Here is a 16,630-nt window from a genome sequence, read left to right on the forward strand (position 1 = left end):
CACTGCGTGCCGGGCCGCGTATCGGGTTGGTGTGCGGACCGGTGAGCGGGTCGATGTGCTGGTTGGTGTGCGGGCCGCGTGCGCGTCAGTGCCGGCGCAGGCGGCCCGCGACGAGGTGGCCCACGACGGCGTACACGACCGCCGCGAGCCCGTAACCGGCGACGACGCGGGCCCACCGCTCGTCGAACGTGAACAGGTCGTGCGACCAGCCCGCCAGCCACCGGGCCGCGTCCTGCACGACCTGCACCAGGTCGTTGCCGCGGTTCGCGTCGAGCAGGTCCATCAGGATCCAAAGCACAAGGATGACGGCCATCACGTCCGCGACGAGCACGATGACCTTCGCCGCACCGTCACCGCCTTTGGTGGTGCCGCTGGTGGTGCTTTTGGTGGTGCCTCGTAGGTGTCGGGGGGACATGAGGGGCGGGTACCGGGCCGCGGTCGGTCGAAACCCGTAGGGGGCCTGGCCTCGGGGTGGGGGCGGCACCTGCCGTCCAAGCTGCGGGGGAGCTGGCGAAGGGGTGAGGCGGTGGCCCTGCCGGGGGCCCTGCCGGGGGCCCTGCCCCCGGACCCCCGCTCCTCAAACGCCGGAGGGGCTGAATACTTCGCCGGTGCGGCTGGGTTTCAGCCCGTCCGGCGTTTGAGGACGAGCCGCGAAGCGGCGATAGCGGGGGTCCAGGGGGCGGCAGCCCCCTGGTTACGGGAAGGGGTGGGATTGGGGAGCCTCCCGGCAGGGCCCACACCCCCGCACCTGACCCCCCGTCATTCCCCCCTGCTTCACACGGAGTTCCCCCCTCCGCAGGCCGAATGTCGCCGCCGTCGTTGATGCTCCTGCCCCCGCCACAGGCAGGAGCCCCCGGTGCCAGAAGACAGCAGACCCCCCACCGAAGAACCCCGCCTGACCACCCGGGGCCCCACCCGCCGCCGCCCCCGCTACCCCCGCCACGTCATGGCGGCCATGCCCCTGGCCCTCGCGGGCCTCCTCGCGCTGCTCGTGTCGGGCAACGCCCTGCGCCCCTTCGAGCGGATCACGACGATCGACGGCAAGATGGCGTCGAAGTCGGACTACTTCAAGGACTCGGAGGTCCAGCGGCTGCTGCTGAAGCGCGGGATCAAGGTGGAGATACACCGCCTCGGCTCACGCGGCATCGCCACCCAGTCGCTGCGCGGCATGGACGTGGTGTTCCCGTCGGGCCAGCCCGCGGCGAAGCTGATCATGCGGCAGCAGCAGCGCTCGGTGCGCACGGCGCGGCCGTTCGTGACGCCGCTGGTGCTCGGTACGTTCAGGGATTACGCGAAGACGCTGGTGGCGGCGGGCGTGGCGCGTCCGCAGAAGGCGCCGGGCGGCGGCGAGACGCTGTACTACGACCTCGACATGAAGAAGTTCCTGGAGCTGATCGAGGCTCAGAAGACCTGGAACGGGATCCACTTCGGCGATCACTCAAGACGCAGCAACGCCGGCCGCGTCCTCGTCCGCACCTCCAGCGTCTGCGAATCCAACTCGGCGGGCACGTACTTGAGCATTCTCGCGTTCGTGAAGAACGGCAATCAGGCGCCGGGTACGGAGCGCGGGCGGCATAGGCCGGCGGGCGGCCCGGCGGCCGACCCGGTCCTCGACGTCGCCCAGCGGGTCAAGCCGCTGATCAACCTCCAGGGCATGGCGGCCGACGAGCAGGCCGACAGCTACTTCTCCGACGAGGGCGAGTCCATCGCGCCGGTCTCGCTCATCTACGAGCACCAGTTCCTCAAGCACCAGGTGGACCACCAGAAGAAGCATGGCGAGCAGGACAGCAGGCGCGTCCTGCTCTACCCGTCGCCGCACGCCCTCACCGAGCCCGAACTCATCTCCCTCGGCGAGCGGGGCGACCGCCTCACCGCCCTCATGGAGTCCGATCCTGCGTTGCGCAGGCGCGCCATTGAGCTGGGCTTCCGGGTCCGGTTCTCCGGCGAGGACGGGACGAGCGAGCAGCTGAACGCGTACCTGCGGGAGCACGAGGTGCAGGTGCCGACGCCGAACCCGGACCAGACGAAGGTGGACGCCCCCGACTTGAACGCGCTGGAGCGGATCATCGATCACGTGGGCTCCTGCCCGCCCGCGGGACAGGGCGACGAAGAGTGAGCCCGCGCCGCCAGGAGCGAGTCCTCGCGCTGTGCCTGCTCCTCGCCACCGCGCTCGCCGCCACCACCCTCACCGCCTGCACCAAGGACAAGGAGCACCGCACGCTGCGCGTCCTCGCCAGCCCCGAACTGGCCGACGTGGAACCGCTGTTGAAGGAGCTCGAGGACGACACCGGCGTCGAGCTGAAGCTGGACTACAAGGCCACCGCCGACCTCTCCGGGCCGCTCGGCTCCTACGACCTCGCCTGGCCCGCCTCCGACCGCTCGTATCTGCTGCGCCTCCAGGAGCGGGGGGAGCGGGCCGCCCGGCCCGAGTCCACGGCGATCATGCGCTCGCCGGTGGTCGTGGGCCTGACCCGCCCCGTCGCGGACCGGCTGCGCCGCGGCGTCCCCGGCGGCCGTCTCTCCTGGGCGGACATCGCCGACGCCGCCGCCGACGGCACCCTGCGCTTCGGCATGGCCGACCCGCGGCGCAGCGACACCGGCCGCGCCGCGCTGGTGGGCGTGGCCACCGCGGCCGCGGGCACCGGCGGCGCGCTGCGCACCCAGGACGTGTCCTGCGACCGGCTGCGCGGCTTCCGCTCCGGCCAGACCCTCACCGGCGCCAGTTCCCGCGAGCTGATCGACACCTACGTACGCCGTCAGAGCACCGCCGACGCGCTCATCGCGCACGAGTCGGAGCTGCTCACCCTGAACGCGAGCGGGAAGATCGAGCAGCCCCTGGAGATCGTCCATCCCCAGGACGGCATGGTCCTGTCCGACTTCCCGCTGATGCTGCTCGACGCCGGCGAGCACAAGGCGTACCGCAAGGCCGTCGACTGGCTGCGCCGCGACGACGTACAGAAGAAGCTGATGGAGCGGACCTGGCGGCGGCCCGTCGGCCAGGACGTGCCCCGGCCCGCGAAGCTGCGCGCGGAGATCGGCAACGCGCTCTCGTACCCCGACCAACTGGCCGTCGTCCAGCGGCTGATGGAGAACTACGGCAGCACCGGCAGCGGTCGCGCGGGGGCGGGTGACCATGTCGTCTTCCTGCTCGACTTCTCGACGTCGATGCGGGGGCGGCGGATGGCGGACCTGCGCGCGGCGTTCGCCGGCCTGAGCGGCGCGGACCCGACGGCGGCGGGCAAGTTCGCCCGCTTCTACCGGGGTGAGCGGCTGACGGTGGTGCGGTTCGCGGGCCGGGTACTTCAGGAACGCACCGTGACCGTGCGGGGGGACGGGGATCTGAAGGACCTCAACTCCTTTGTGGGAAAGGGTGGGTTCGGTGACGACACCGCCGTGTGGTCGGCTCTCGGGCGCGGCTACGACATCGCGGCCGACGCCGTCGCCGAACACCCCGGCCGACCGCTCTCCATCGTGCTGATGACGGACGGCGAGAACAACGCGGGGATGTCGTACGGGGAGTTCACCCGGCGGCACGCCCGGCTCGGGGGCGCCGCGCGGGCGGTGCCCACCTTCCCCGTCCACTTCGGCGAGGCCGACGCCGAGGCGCTGCGCCGCGCCGCCGACGCGACCGGCGGGCGCGTGGTGGACGCCAACTCCTCTTCCCTCTCCCAGGCGTTCAAGGAGATCCGTGGGTGTCGTTGACGGCAAGTGGTGGGACCTGTGGTGGCCGTGGATGACGGTCTGGCTGGCCACGGCGGTGTGCGTGGGCGTGCTCATGCGGTACGCCGTCCTGCGGTGGGCGTTCGGGCGACCGGGGCACCGGCGTGCGGCACGGCGCCGCCGCACCTTCCACGGCATGTGCTTCTACCTGCACGAACAGCGCGTCATGGACCTCTACCAGACGGGCGGCTTCTCGGCCGCCCTGGAACAGGAGGTGGCCGACCGTACGAACGTGACGTCCGGCTTCGGGCTGTGGGCGAAGGTCACCGGCGCGGCGGGCGGCAAGGCCCACCGGGACGTGACGAAGGAACGCTTCACCACCTACGTACAGCAGAACACCCCGATCACCGTCATCGGCCTGCTCATGGACACGATGCGCCGCGAGGACGCCGTCGTGCACGCCGACCTCACCACCGGCCGGCTCGTCCCCAACCGCTCCCTCGCCGACGCGCTGCGCGACAGCGACGACGACCGGGTCGCGCTGAGCGCCGTCATGTCCGAGTTCGTCTCCGTGACCGGCCGCTTCACGGCCCGCCGCGTCGGCGGCGACGAGGTCGTCCTGCGCGCCCGCTACGGCACCGGCGACCCGCCCGCCCACGTCCGCATCACCTGCGCCGCCGACGGCATCCGCGAGGAGTTCCTGCACGAGGACGACTACTTCAGCGGCGAGTTCCAGGCCCGCTGCCTGGGCAAGGTCCGCACCTGGAACCGGGCGGCGGGGGAGCTGACGCTGGACGCGGTGGCGATCTTCCGCTGAGTCTTCGTTCGTACGGCGATGAGTGGACGTACGCCTACGTCTTGAGGTCCGGCTACGTGTTGAGGTCGGCGAGGGTCCGCAGCGTGTGCGGCTCGGTCGCGAGCACGAGCAGGTCTGTCACCGGCCCCTTGCGCCACAGCTCAAGGCGTTCCGCGATCCGCCCACGCGGCCCGACCAGCGAGATCTCGTCGGCGAACGCGTCCGGCACGGCGAGCACGGCCTCCTCGCGGCGCCCCGCCAGGAACAGCTCCTGAACGCGCCGCGCCTCCTCCTCGTACCCCATCCGCGCCATCAGGTCGGCGTGGAAGTTCCGGGCGGCGTGCCCCATGCCACCGATGTAGAACCCGAGCATCGCCTTGACCGGCAGCAGCCCTTCGCTCACGTCGTCGCACACGGTGGCCCGCACCAGCGGCGCCACCATGAACCCGTCCCGCAGGCCGTCGCCGAGCGACGCCTCGTACACGTCCGTCCGCGTCGGCGACCAGTACAGCGGCAGCCAGCCGTCCGCGATCCGCGCCGTCTGCGCGACGTTCTTGGGACCCTCGGCGCCGAGCAGGACGGGCAGATCGGCGCGCAGCGGATGCGTGATCGACTTGAGCGGCTTGCCGAGCCGGGTCCCGTCGTCGCCCGGATACGGCAGCGGGTGGAACCGCCCGTCCAGCGCCACGGGGGCCTCCCGCCGGAGCACCTGCCGTACGACGTCGACGTACTCCCGCGTCGCGGTGAGCGGCGACTTGGGGAACGGCCTGCCGTACCAGCCCTCCACCACCTGCGGCCCCGAGAGCCCGAGACCGAGCAGGACACGGCCGCCCGAGAGATGGTCCAGGGTGAGGGCGTGCATGGCGGTGGTGGTGGGGGAGCGGGCCGCCATCTGCGCCACGGCGGTGCCGAGGCGGATCCGCGAGGTGCGCGCGGCGATCCAGGTCAGCGGAGTGAACGCGTCCGAGCCCCAGGCCTCGGCCGTCCACACGGAGTCGTATCCGAGCCGCTCCGCCTCCTGCGCGAGCGCCAGCCGCTCGGGGTCGGGGCCACGTCCCCAGTAGCCGAGTGCAAGCCCGAGCCGCATGCGCCCTCCTCGGTACGTCCATACGGAACTGACGCCACGTCAGATACGTGTCGCCGCAGGACTGTACGGCAACGGCCCCCCGCCCGGAAGGGCGAGGGGCCGTGTGTACGACGGGAAGATCAGCCGCGCTGGATCCCCGTGGTGTCCTGCAGCACGCCGCGGCGGCCGTCCTGCGTCTGCGCCACGAGGCTCTGGCCGCGCTGCTCCACGGCCAAGTACCAGGTGCCGGGCGCCAGTTCCGCGATGGGGGTCGGCGAACCGTCCTCCGGATACAGCGGACGCGGCACCGGAACGGCGAACCAGAACGGCGAGAAGTCCGCGGCCGGAGCCCCGGCCTGCTGCGCCTGCGCGGGCGGCGGGGTCTGGCCGCCACCCTGCGGCTGGCCGCCGAAGGACTGCTGCGGCTGGCCCGGCTGGGCGCCGTACGGCTGGCTCGGCTGACCGGCCTGCGCGCCCGGGTAGCCGTAGCCGCCACCCTGCGGCTGGCCGCCGTAGGGCTGCGGGGCGGCGGGGCGGGCGGCGCCCGCGAGGGGAGCCTTGAGCGCGGGGACGATCAGCGTGGCGACCGCGGCACCGGCCATGACCAGCGTGGCGATCAGGCCGAGGATCAGGCCCATGCCGGCGTCGGGGCCTTCCCCGCCGCCACCGAAGCCGCCTGCCTCGAAGAGGAAGCCGAAGGACTGGTCCACGTCGAAGATCGCGCCGAGCGAGCTCCACGCGGCGGCGATGGTGAAGACGACGCCGACCTGTCCCATGTCAAGGCCGATGACCTTGCGCTGTCCCATGCCGCGGCCGACGACGATGAGCGCGGCGCCGATGACGCCGAGCAGGTACACGCTCATCAGCAGGTTGCCGTTGTCCCAGGCGATGGGCAGCTTGTCGCTGTCGCCGCCGTCGGAGTCAAAGGTGTCGAGGAACGAGGCGATGAAGAGCAACACCGCTGCTCCGATCACCACGCCGTCGCCTCGAGTGAGGGAGCGGAAATTCACTTCAGGTCCTTCGTCAGTCGTCTCGTTGGTGGAGGCGTCGCTGTCGCCGTAGTCACGGTCGTGTCGCGGTGCGCGCAGCGCGGGGGTGGCCCCTCATCGTACGGAGGACACTATCGCTCGCTCAGTCGGGGTGTCTGCTTGAGATAAAGATCGTCACGCAGTGAAGATCTGCCAGTTGCCGTCCCGTGACGCGGCGGGCACGTCGTTCTGTGACGTGCGGGGACATACCTACCCGCACTACTCCCGCAAGAAGCTCTCGATGCCGTCCGACAGGCCCTGGGCGGCCTTCTGGCGCCAGCTGCCGCTCGTCAGCAGGGCCTCGTCCTTGGGGTCGCGCATGTTGCCGCACTCGATGAACACCTTGGGAACCTTGGACAGGTTGAGGCCGCCGAGGTCGCGGCGGACGTCGAGGCCGGTGCCGCCGCCGACGTAGTTGGAGGGGGCGCTGTCGGTGGCGCGCAGGAACTTGCCCGCGATGCGTGTCCCCAAGTCGCGGGAGGGCGCGACGATCGCGGAGGTGTCCGCGGCGCCGCCCTTCACGGACGCGGGCAGGATGACGTGGAAGCCGCGGTTGCCGACGGCCGAACCGTCGGCGTGCAGGGAGACCACGGCGTCGGCCCGCGCCTCGTTGCCGATGCGGGCGCGCTCGTCGACGCACGGACCCCAGGGGCGGTCGCCGTCGTGCGTGAAGCGGACGGTGGCGCCCTGCCGGTGCAGCAGGTCGCGCAGGCGGTGGGCGAGGTCCAGGGTGAACCGGGCTTCCGTGTAACCGTTGTTGGTGGACGTTCCGGTGGTGTCGCATTCCTTGGAGTTCGTGCCGATGTCCACCTGGCGGTTGATCTCGGCGGTGTGCTTGAAGTTGCCCGGGTTGTGCCCGGGGTCCACCACGACGACCTTGCCCTTGAGGGGGCCGGACGGGGCGGGGCGGCCACCCGTGGAGGGGCGGGCCGACGGCTTGGGGTCGTCGGCGGCGGGCTTGGACTTCGACGGCTTGGAGGATTCACCGGCCTTGCCCGACTTGCTCGCGTCCGCGCTCGGCTTCGAGGGCGAGCCCTGCTCCGAGCGGCTCGCCGACGGCAGCGTTCTGGCCGGTTTGCCGCCCTCGGAACCGCTCGCGGAGTCCCAGAGGAGATAGCCGGCGAGACCGCCGGGCACCAGCACGGCGAGGGCGACCGCGAGCGGACGGCCGCCGCGGAAGCGGCGGGGCGGGCGCGGTGGATGACTGTCCGGACCTACGTACGACACGGAGCGAGCCTATCGGCGCCGTCAGGCAGGTGCGCCGGTTCGGCGCAGGACACGCAGCGAGTCCGTGGCCGAGATCTCCGTGAATGCCCCGGATTCCAGGGCCCGGAGGTAGATCCGGTACGGGGCCTGTCCGGTCCACTCGTCCACCGGATCGGGGAACACGTCGTGGATGACGAGCAGCCCGCTCTCCGCGACGTGCGGCGCCCACCCCTCGTAGTCCGCGCCCGCGTGCTCGTCGGTGTGGCCGCCGTCGATGAAGACCAGCGCGAGCGGGGTGTTCCACAGCGCTGCCACCTGCGGGGACCGGCCCACGACCGCGATGACGTGGTCCTCCAGGCCGGCCCGGTGCAGCGTCCTGCGGAAGGTCGGCAGCGTGTCCATGCGGCCGACCTCCGGGTCGACCGTGTCCGGGTCGTGGTAGTCCCAGCCGGGCTGCTGCTCCTCGCTGCCCCGGTGGTGGTCGACCGTGATCACACTCACACCCGCGGCGCGGGCCGCGTCCGCGAGCAGCAGGGTCGAGCGGCCGCAGTACGTGCCGATCTCCATCAGGGGCAGCCCCAGCGCGGCCGCCTCGGCCGCCGCCGCGTACAGGGCGAGGCCCTCCTGCACGGGCATGAAGCCCTTGGCGGCCTCGAAGGCGTCGAGAACGTACGGCGCGGGCTCGGCGGCCATGGGTTCCTCCTCGGGGCGGGCGCGACGGCCCGCGGGGTGCGCGTTGTGAACGGTCCCGCGCGTGCGGGGCGCGCGGAGCGCCCGCGTCAGGACACGCGGGCGCTCCATCGTGCACCACGTGCACTTGCGGGAACTTCGAGGGTTTGACGTCCTCGTTGCCCTCACGGGCGGCGATTCCGGTCCGTACCGCACCGCGGTACCACCACGGGTTCTTGCTTCATCGACTAAGCGCTCCGCTGGCTGTATCGATATGCGGCTCCGCCGCGGGGCCGTGATGGGCCGTCGATCGCCTGCGGGCCTGTCGTGGCTGGTCGCGCCCGCGCGGCGGAGCCGCACATCGATACAGCCCCGCGCCCCTTCAGGGCGCTACCCCTCGCCGTCCGTCAGCGCGGCGCGCGCCTGGAAGCCGTCGAGCGCCGGCACGGCCTGCGTCGCCCGCTCAAGGTTGGCGTCCTCCTCGCTGCTGGCCCGCAGCTGCGTCTTCCGCTCGGCGGGGGCCCGGTCGCGGCCCGGCAGGAACAGCGCGAGCAGCAGTCCGATCGCGACCGCGCCGGTGGCGATGAGGAAGGAGGTGCGGAAGCCCTCCATGGTGGGTACGTCGACGGGGCCCACGTGCGTCGCGGTGTTGGCGAGCACCATGCCGATGACGGCGCTCGACACCGACGTACCGATGGACCGCATCAGGGTGTTGAGGCCGTTGGCCGCGCCCGTCTCGGACGGGTCGACGGCGCCGATGATCAGCGCGGGCAGCGAGGAGTAGGCGAGGCCGATGCCCGCGCCGACGATCATCGAGATGACGATGGTCTGCCAGGCGGCGCTCATCAGGCCGATGCCCGAGCCGTAGCCGATCGCGATGATCAGCAGGCCGAGGATCAGGGTGACCTTCGGGCCGAACTTCGCCGCGAGGCGCGCGTACACCGGCGCGGTGAGCATCATCGTCAGGCCGAGCGGTGCCACGCACAGGCCCGCGACGACCATGGACTGGCCGAGGCCGTACCCGGTGGACGTGGGGAGCTGGAGGAGCTGCGGCAGGACGAGGGAGATGGCGTAGAAGGCGACGCCGACCATGATCGAGGCGAGGTTGGTGAGCAGCACCTCGCGCCGCGCGGTGGTGCGCAGGTCGACCAGCGGGGCCTTGAGGCGCAGCTCCATCACGCCCCACAGGACGAGCACGACGGCCGAGGCCGCGAACAGGCCGAGGGTCAGGCCCGAACTCCAGCCCCAGTCGCTGCCCTTGGTGACGGGCAGCAGGAACAGCACGAGCCCCGCGGACAGGCCGAGGGCGCCGAGCACGTCGAACGTGCCCTTGGCGCGCAGCGGGCTCTCCGGTACGAGGAAGACGATGAGCAGCATCGCGACCACGCCGAGGCCCGCGGCCCCGAAGAACAGCGCGTGCCAGTCGGTGTGCTGGGCCACGAGAGCGGCGAGCGGCAGGCCGAGGCCGCCGCCGACGCCTATGGACGAACTCATCAGGGCCATCGCGGAGCCGAGCTTCTCGCGCGGCAGCCCGTCGCGCATCAGGCCGATGCCGAGGGGGATCGCGCCCATCGCGAAGCCCTGGAGCGCGCGGCCGACGATCATCACGAGCAGGTCGTCGGTGAACGCGCTGACCAGGGAGCCGACGATCATCACGGCGAGGCTGGTGAGCAGCATCTTCCGCTTGCCGAACAGGTCGCCGAGGCGGCCCATGATCGGGGTGGCGACGGCGCCCGCGAGCAGGGTCGACGTCATGACCCAGGTGGCGTTGGACGGCTCGGTGCCGAGCAGGGCCGGCAGATCCTTGATGACCGGGACGAGCAGCGTCTGCATGACGGCGACGACGATGCCGGCGAAGGCGAGGACGGGAACGACACCGCGGGTGCCGCGCTCGGCGCGGTCACCGCGGGGGTGGGTCGTCGCTTGGGACATGGGGGTGCGGCCTCCGGGACGAAGGTGGGCGGCGGGTAGAGCCCCCCGCAGGTACATGCAAGATGAACCTGTATCCCTGGGCGACTATTCCGACGAGTGTCGAACCAAAGGAACTCTTGACTCGCCATTGACCTCGTTTGTACGTGGGCGGCGTGACCCGATGTGTGCGGTCCGGGTGGCCGGGGTGACTCGGTCGGCGATCTGACCTTCCGTCAGATTGGAACGTGTTCTAGTCTGTCGCCGTTCCGGCAGCGGCTACCGGCAGGGGTGCGCATGGGCATCGGAATCACGCCAGAACAGGGGGAGTTGGCCGCGGCGGTGCGCGCCTTGGCGGCCCGGGACGCGCCGCCCGAGGCGGTGCGCAAGCTGCTCGACGCCCCGCCCGGCGCGGGTGGTGGGCCCGCCCACTGGGACGGACTGGCCGCGCAGGGGCTGCTCGGCGTGCATCTGCCCGAGGAGTACGGCGGTGGGGGCGGCGGCCTGCTCGACCTCGCCGTCGTCCTGGAGGAGACGGCGCGGGCGGCGCTCCCCGGGCCGTACGCGGCGAACGCGCTCGCCGCCGCCGTGCTGCACCGCGCGGGTGCGCGGGACCTCGCGACGGACCTCGCGCGCGGGGCGCGGGTCGGGGCGGTGGCGCTGGGGGCGGGGGCGGTGACGGCCGTCGAGGTCACCGACACGGAACTCCTGCTCGACGGCACCGCGCCGCCCGTCCTCTCCGGCGGAGACGCCGACCTCCTGGTCCTCGCGGCGCGCTCCGCCCGCGGCACGGTGTGGGCCGCCGTGGACGCGGCGGATCTGTCCGTCCGTACGCACGAGAGCGCCGACCCCACCAGGCCCACCGCCGAAGTGACCGCGTGCGCGACGCGCGTCCCCGCGGAGCGGGTGCTGGCCGTCGGCCCGGCGGACGTGGCCGATCTCGCGGCCGTGGTGTTCGCGGCGGACGCCTGCGGCACGGCGGCGTGGGCGCTGCACGCGGCCACCGAACACGCCAAGGTCCGCGAGCAGTTCGGGCACCCCATCGGCCGCTTCCAGGGCGTCAAGCACCTGTGCGCGGACATGCTGGTGCGCCTGGAGCAGGCGCGGGCGCTGACGTGGGACGCGGCGCGCGCCGCAGAGGATGCGGCCCCTGAAGCCCGCGGGCTCGCCTGCGCGCTGGCCGCCGCCACCGCGCTGGACGCCGCGTACTCCTGCGCCAAGGACTGCGTCCAGATCCTCGGCGGCATCGGCTTCACCTGGGAGCACGACGCGCATCTGTATCTGCGGCGGGCGCTGGTGGCACGGCAGTTGCTGGGGGCCGGGGACGCGCACCGGCTGCGGGCGGTGCGGCTCGCGGAGGCGGGGGCGCGGCGGGAGCTGCGGGTGGAGCTGCCCCCGGAGGCTGCGGCGTACCGGGCGGAGGCCCGCGAGGCGATCGCCCGCGCCCGCGGCCTGGACCCCGCGGCGGCCCGCAGGACCCTCGCCCCCACCGGCCACGCCGCCCCGCACCTGCCGCCCCCGCACGGCCTCGGCGCGGGCCCCGCCCAACAGCTCGCCGTCCAGCGGGAGCTGGCGGACGCCGGGGTGCGCCTGAGCGACCTGGGCATCGGCACCTGGGTCGTCCCGTCACTGATCGCGTACGGCACCCCGGAGCAGCGGGAGCGCCTGCTCGGCCCGACGCTGCGCGGCGAACTCCTGTGGTGCCAGCTCTTCAGCGAGCCGGAGGCGGGCTCGGACCTGGCGGCGCTGCGGACCAGGGCGGAGCGCGCTCCCGACGGCTCCTGGCGGATCACCGGCCAGAAGGTGTGGACGAGCGCGGCCCAGTGGGCGGACCACGGCATCCTCCTCGCCCGTACGGACCCGGCGGCCCCCAAGCACAAGGGCCTCACCTACTTCCTCGTCGACATGAAGAACACCCCGGGCATCGACATCCGCCCGCTGCGGGAGATCACCGGCGACAGCCTCTTCAACGAGGTGTACTTCGACGACGCCCGGCTCCCCGCCGACGCCGTGGTGGGCGCCGTCGACGAGGGCTGGAAGGTCGCCCGCCACACCCTCGGCGACGAACGCGTCCACATGGCCGACCAGTTGACCTTCGACACCGGCCTGGAGTCGCTGCTCGCCCGCGCGGCAGGGCTCGACGGCGCGACCCGCGCCCGCGTCGGCGCGCTCGCCGCCGAGGCGCACGCGCTGGCCTGCATCGGCCTGCGCACGACGGCACGCCAGGTGGCGGGCGCGGAACCGGGCGCGGGCGCCTCGGTCCGCAAGCTGCTCCAGACCACGCACCAGCAGAAGGTGGCCGAGCTCGCGCTCGAACTCCTCGGCCCCGAGGGCGCCGTCCGCGAGGGCCCGGCCGAGCGCGCCGTGCACGGCTTCCTCCTCTCCCGCTGCCTGACCATCGCGGGCGGCACCACCCAGGTCCAGCTCAACGTCGTGGCCGAACGCATCCTCGGCCTGCCCAGGGACTGACGCCCTGCGGGTCGGACGCCACGCGGGGGCCCGATGTCGCGGGCGGCCGCGCGCCAGGCGTACGAGGCCGCGGGCCTGACCGCCGCCGACGTCGACGTGATCGAGCTGCACGACTGCTTCTCCATCAACGAACTCCTCACCTACGAGGCCCTCGGCCTGTGTGACGAGGGCGACTCCGGCAAGCTCGTCGAGTCCGGCGCGACCACGTACGGCGGCCGCTGGGTGGTGAACCCCTCCGGCGGCCTCATCTCCAAGGGCCACCCCCTCGGCGCCACGGGCCTCGCCCAAGCCGCCGAACCCACCTGGCAGTTGCGGGGCGAGGCGGGGCCGCGCCAGGTGCCGGGGGCGCGGGTGGGGCTCGCGCACAACATCGGGCTCGGCGGGGCCGCGGTGGTGACACTGCTCACGCGGCCCGGGTAGGCCGGGCAGGACCTAGGACCCGAGACCCAGGCCCCTGCCGCTTTTTTCCGATGTACGGGGCATGTGTCGTGCTGTCAGCATGGAGCCCATGCTGCAGACCCCCGCCGACACCCCGACCTCGCGAATATCCGGCCGTACCGCCCCGCCCACCTGGCTCGTCGTGGCCGCCGCCTGCGCCGGACAGTTCCTCGTCGTCCTCGACGTGTCCGTCGTGAACGTGGCGCTGCCCTCGATGCGGACCGATCTCGGGCTGAGCGCCACGGGCTTGCAGTGGGTCGTGAACGCGTACTCCATCGCCTTCGCCGGGTTCATGCTGCTCGGCGGGCGGGCCGGGGACCTGTTCGGGCGGAAGCGGATGTTCCTGGTGGGGCTCGGCCTGTTCACGCTTGCCTCACTCGCGGGCGGGCTCGCGCAGGAGGGCTGGCAGCTGCTCCTGGCGCGGGCGGTGCAGGGGCTCGGGGCGGCCGTGCTCGCGCCGTCGACCCTGACGATCCTGACGTCCGCCGTGCCGGAGGGGGCGGCCCGGGTGCGGGCCATCGCCACCTGGTCCGCCGTCGGCGCGGGCGGCGGCGCCGCGGGCGGGCTCGTCGGCGGCGTGCTCACCGACGGCCTCTCCTGGCGCTGGGTGCTGCTCGTCAACGTACCCATCGGCGTCCTCGTCTTCGCCGCCGCGCTGCGCTGGATCAGCGAGAGCCGCGCGGGCGGGGCGCGCCGCCTCGACCTGCCGGGCGCCGTCCTGGTGACCGGCGGCATCGCCACCCTCGCGTACGGCATCGTGCAGACCGAGGTGAAGGGCTGGACCGCCGCCGCGACCCTGGTGCCGCTCGCCGTCGGGGCCGCCCTGATCGGGGCGTTCCTCGCCGTCGAGGCGCGCTCCAAGGTGCCGCTGATGCCGCTCAAGCTGTTCCGGGTGCGCTCGGTGTCGGCCGCCAACGCGACGATGTTCGTCTGCGGCATGGGCATGTTCGCCATGTGGTTCTTCATGACCCTGTACGCCCAGAACGTCCTCGGCTACACGCCGTTGGAGGCTGGGCTCGCACTCATCCCCAGCTCGGTCAGCGTGGTCGTCGGCTCCAAGGCCGCGCCCCGGCTGATGCGCGTCATGGGGGCGCGCAGCGTCACGGTCATCGGTGTGCTCGTCGCCGCCGTCGGCTACGTGTGGCAGTGGCAGGTGCTCGACGCCAGTGGGGCGTACGTCACCTCGATCATGCTGCCCGGCATCCTGATGATGCTCGGCGCCGGGCTCGCCGCGACGCCCCTCGCCTCCCTCGCCACCAGCGGCGCCGACCCCGGCGACGCGGGCCTCGTCGCCGGCCTCATCAACACCTCCCGCACGATGGGCGGTTCCCTCGGCCTCGCCGTCCTCTCCACGATCGCCGCGTCCCGCACAGCCGAACGCCCCGGCTCCCAAGCCCTCGCCGAGGGCTACGCCCAGGCGTTCCTGTGGGGAGCGGTGTTCTTGGTCCTCGCGGTGGCGGTGGTCTTGCTGGGCATGCCGCGGGCACCACGCGGCGCGGAGGACTAGCGCCGACGGCGTTCAGACTGTCCGGGGCTCGCCCCAGTCCTGCGGCGGGTAGTTTCAGCCCGTCGAGGGGGTCCCTCCCTGCTCATTAAGAGCTTGGGGGAGTTTGAGGACGAGGCCGTTCAGGCCGATCGCGGGGGCCCGGGGGCGGCAGCCCCCGGACGGCCACCCCGGCGCCGGGCGCGCCGACGGCTACAGCCACCCCTGATGCCGAGCCTCCCGCACAGCCTCCATCCGGTTCCGGGTACCCGTCTTCCCAATGGCCGCCGAAAGATAGTTCCGCACCGTCGACTCGGAAAGATGCAGCTTCGCCGCGACATCGGCGACCGTCGCCCCGTCGACGGAAGCCTTGAGCACATCCGCCTCACGGGCGGTCAACGGACTGGGCCCGGCCCCGAGCGCGGCGGCGGCCAGCGCGGGATCGACCACGGTCTCCCCGCGCAGCACGGCCCGGATCGCCTCGGCAAGCTCCTCGACGGGCCCGTCCTTGACGAGGAACCCGGCCGCGCCCGCCTCCATGGCACGGCGCAGATACCCGGGCCTGCCGAAGGTGGTGAGAATGAGGACCCGGCAGTCGGGGCACTCCTCGCGCAGCTCGGCCGCCGCCTCCAGGCCACTGCGGCCGGGCAGTTCGATGTCGAGCAGCGCCACGTCGGGGCGCGCGGTCAGCGCGGTGCGTACGATCTCGTCGCCCGCCCCGACCTGCGCGACGACCTCGATGTCCGGCTCCATGCCGAGCAGCAGTGCGAGGGCGCCGCGCATCATGCCCTGGTCCTCGGCGAGCAGCACGCGCACGGATCTCGCGGGGCGGTGGTCCTGCGGCATCTCGTCCATGGGGTCAGGTTACGGTCGGCGTCCCAGGTCAGGGCAGTTCCGGACGGGTACGGGCTGCTCGGGCAGGTCCAGCCACACCCGCTCGCCGTCGTCGTCCACCGTGAGCCCGAAGCGTTCGAAACCGGGACGGCCCTGCTTGTCCCACCAGCGCCACGCGGTCTCCAGCTCGTCCCACAGCCGCCGGGGCCCGGACTGGACGACCGGGTACCTCGTGCGGTCGCTCTCGTAATCCGCTGTCGCCCAGGACGTGACTCCCGTGTCCATCAGCCACAACCGGTAGGCACCGTCCTCGTGCCACTGGAGGCGGCAGAACAGATCCGGCACCTGAACCCCGATGGCGAACAAGTGAATCCACTCGCCCACGTCGTCCGGGGACAGCGCGGTCTCGGACCTGACGCCGGTGCCCGGCCATTCCCCGCCGTCCAGAAAGACACCGGTCGGAGGGAGGTCCTTGCCCTGGCCCCGCATCCGCGTGAACGCGGACGGGCCGACGAACGGGCCGGATGCCGAGCCGTCCCTGGCGATCGTCAGACGCGCCACCGCCTCGCCGCCGTACGCCGGCCCCCAGGGTGTGACGACGATGCCGCCCGTGTTGGTCTGGGCCCGCCAGGCCGGGGGCACGCTCCCGACGGAACACGTGGCGATGACCCTGTCGTACGAAGCCCGCTCCGCGCAGCCCTGTGCGCCGTCCCCGACGACCACCAGCGGCCGGTACCCGGCGCGGCTCAGCCGAGTGCGCGCGTCCTTCGCGACGGCCTCGTCCACCTCGATCGTGACCACGTTCTCGGCACCGAGCCGGTGTGACAGCAGAGCGGCGTTCCAACCGGTCCCGGTGCCGATCTCCAGCACCTCGTGTCCCGTCTCGACGCTCAGCGCGTCCAGCATCGAAAACACCATCGTGGGCAGGGAGTTGGAGTTAGAGCTGGAGCTGGAGCTGGACGGGTTCTCGCCCTTGGTGTCCGGCACGAACAGGTGCCGCGGTACCGCCTCGTCCGCCATGGTCAGCCACCGCATGCGCATGCCAGTACCTCCGTTGCCGATGGTGCCTGGAC

The 16,630-nt window shown here is 72.6% G+C and carries 13 protein-coding genes and 1 pseudogene; 6 read left to right on the forward strand and 8 right to left on the reverse strand.

What is annotated here, in order from left to right; all coding sequences use genetic code 11:
- Positions 1-85: 85 nt before the first annotated feature.
- Positions 86-415 (reverse strand): hypothetical protein, encoded by a 330-nt coding sequence (locus AC0KTA_RS27015; protein WP_481050809.1) that lies wholly within the window; start codon positions 413-415, stop codon positions 86-88.
- A gap of 441 nt (positions 416-856) precedes the next feature.
- Here AC0KTA_RS27015 and AC0KTA_RS27020 point away from each other — a divergent pair, with 441 nt between their 5' ends.
- From AC0KTA_RS27020 to AC0KTA_RS27030, 3 genes are read left to right on the forward strand one after another with little or no spacing between them, the layout of a single operon-like run.
- Positions 857-2,116, forward strand: a complete 1,260-nt coding sequence (locus tag AC0KTA_RS27020; RefSeq protein ID WP_481050810.1) for a hypothetical protein — start codon at positions 857-859, stop codon at positions 2,114-2,116.
- A complete protein-coding gene (locus AC0KTA_RS27025; protein ID WP_481050811.1) occupies positions 2,113-3,702 on the forward strand; it encodes a vWA domain-containing protein in 1,590 nt (529 codons plus the stop codon). The genes AC0KTA_RS27020 and AC0KTA_RS27025 overlap by 4 nt, the downstream gene beginning before the upstream one ends.
- Positions 3,689-4,477, forward strand: a complete 789-nt coding sequence (locus AC0KTA_RS27030) for a hypothetical protein (protein WP_481050812.1) — start codon at positions 3,689-3,691, stop codon at positions 4,475-4,477. The genes AC0KTA_RS27025 and AC0KTA_RS27030 overlap by 14 nt, the downstream gene beginning before the upstream one ends.
- A 52-nt stretch (positions 4,478-4,529) precedes the next feature.
- Here the strand turns inward: AC0KTA_RS27030 and AC0KTA_RS27035 are convergent, their stop codons facing one another.
- From AC0KTA_RS27035 to AC0KTA_RS27055, 5 genes are all read right to left on the reverse strand, one after another.
- The gene (locus AC0KTA_RS27035) at positions 4,530-5,543 is read right to left on the reverse strand and encodes an LLM class F420-dependent oxidoreductase (protein WP_481050813.1); all 1,014 of its coding nucleotides are present in this window, start codon (positions 5,541-5,543) and stop codon (positions 4,530-4,532) included.
- 119 nt (positions 5,544-5,662) lie between these two features.
- Positions 5,663-6,532: a hypothetical protein gene (locus tag AC0KTA_RS27040; RefSeq protein WP_481050814.1), complete on the reverse strand. Its 870-nt coding sequence runs from the start codon at positions 6,530-6,532 to the stop codon at positions 5,663-5,665.
- A 237-nt stretch (positions 6,533-6,769) separates the two neighbouring features.
- On the reverse strand, positions 6,770-7,777 hold the full coding sequence (locus tag AC0KTA_RS27045) for an N-acetylmuramoyl-L-alanine amidase (protein ID WP_481050815.1): 1,008 nt from the start codon (positions 7,775-7,777) through the stop codon (positions 6,770-6,772).
- A 21-nt stretch (positions 7,778-7,798) separates the two neighbouring features.
- Positions 7,799-8,449, reverse strand: a complete 651-nt coding sequence (locus AC0KTA_RS27050; protein WP_481050816.1) for a class I SAM-dependent methyltransferase — start codon at positions 8,447-8,449, stop codon at positions 7,799-7,801.
- 366 nt (positions 8,450-8,815) lie between these two features.
- Entirely contained in the window at positions 8,816-10,357 is a 1,542-nt protein-coding gene (locus AC0KTA_RS27055) for an MFS transporter (protein ID WP_481050817.1), read from the reverse strand.
- A 273-nt stretch (positions 10,358-10,630) separates the two neighbouring features.
- Between AC0KTA_RS27055 and AC0KTA_RS27060 the strand changes: the two genes are divergently transcribed.
- The 3 genes and pseudogenes from AC0KTA_RS27060 to AC0KTA_RS27070 all read left to right on the forward strand — a co-directional run bounded on the left by AC0KTA_RS27060 (position 10,631) and on the right by AC0KTA_RS27070 (position 14,747).
- Complete coding sequence (locus AC0KTA_RS27060) at positions 10,631-12,802, forward strand: acyl-CoA dehydrogenase family protein (protein ID WP_481050818.1); 2,172 nt, start codon at positions 10,631-10,633, stop codon at positions 12,800-12,802.
- A gap of 24 nt (positions 12,803-12,826) precedes the next feature.
- Positions 12,827-13,222, forward strand: a pseudogene (locus tag AC0KTA_RS27065) (thiolase C-terminal domain-containing protein); the annotation flags it as partial.
- A gap of 79 nt (positions 13,223-13,301) precedes the next feature.
- Positions 13,302-14,747, forward strand: a complete 1,446-nt coding sequence (locus AC0KTA_RS27070; RefSeq protein ID WP_481050819.1) for a DHA2 family efflux MFS transporter permease subunit — start codon at positions 13,302-13,304, stop codon at positions 14,745-14,747.
- A gap of 189 nt (positions 14,748-14,936) precedes the next feature.
- Here AC0KTA_RS27070 and AC0KTA_RS27075 read toward each other — a convergent pair whose 3' ends face one another.
- Together AC0KTA_RS27075 and AC0KTA_RS27080 are read right to left on the reverse strand one after the other, a co-directional pair.
- The gene (locus AC0KTA_RS27075; RefSeq protein WP_481050820.1) at positions 14,937-15,578 is read right to left on the reverse strand and encodes a response regulator; all 642 of its coding nucleotides are present in this window, start codon (positions 15,576-15,578) and stop codon (positions 14,937-14,939) included.
- Positions 15,579-15,587: 9 nt separating this feature from the next.
- Positions 15,588-16,598 carry a methyltransferase domain-containing protein gene (locus tag AC0KTA_RS27080; RefSeq protein WP_481050821.1) on the reverse strand — a complete coding sequence of 337 codons (1,011 nt, stop codon included), beginning with the start codon at positions 16,596-16,598 and terminating at the stop codon, positions 15,588-15,590.
- Positions 16,599-16,630 lie beyond the last annotated feature (32 nt).

The organism is Streptomyces sp. Y309, assembly GCF_056712025.1.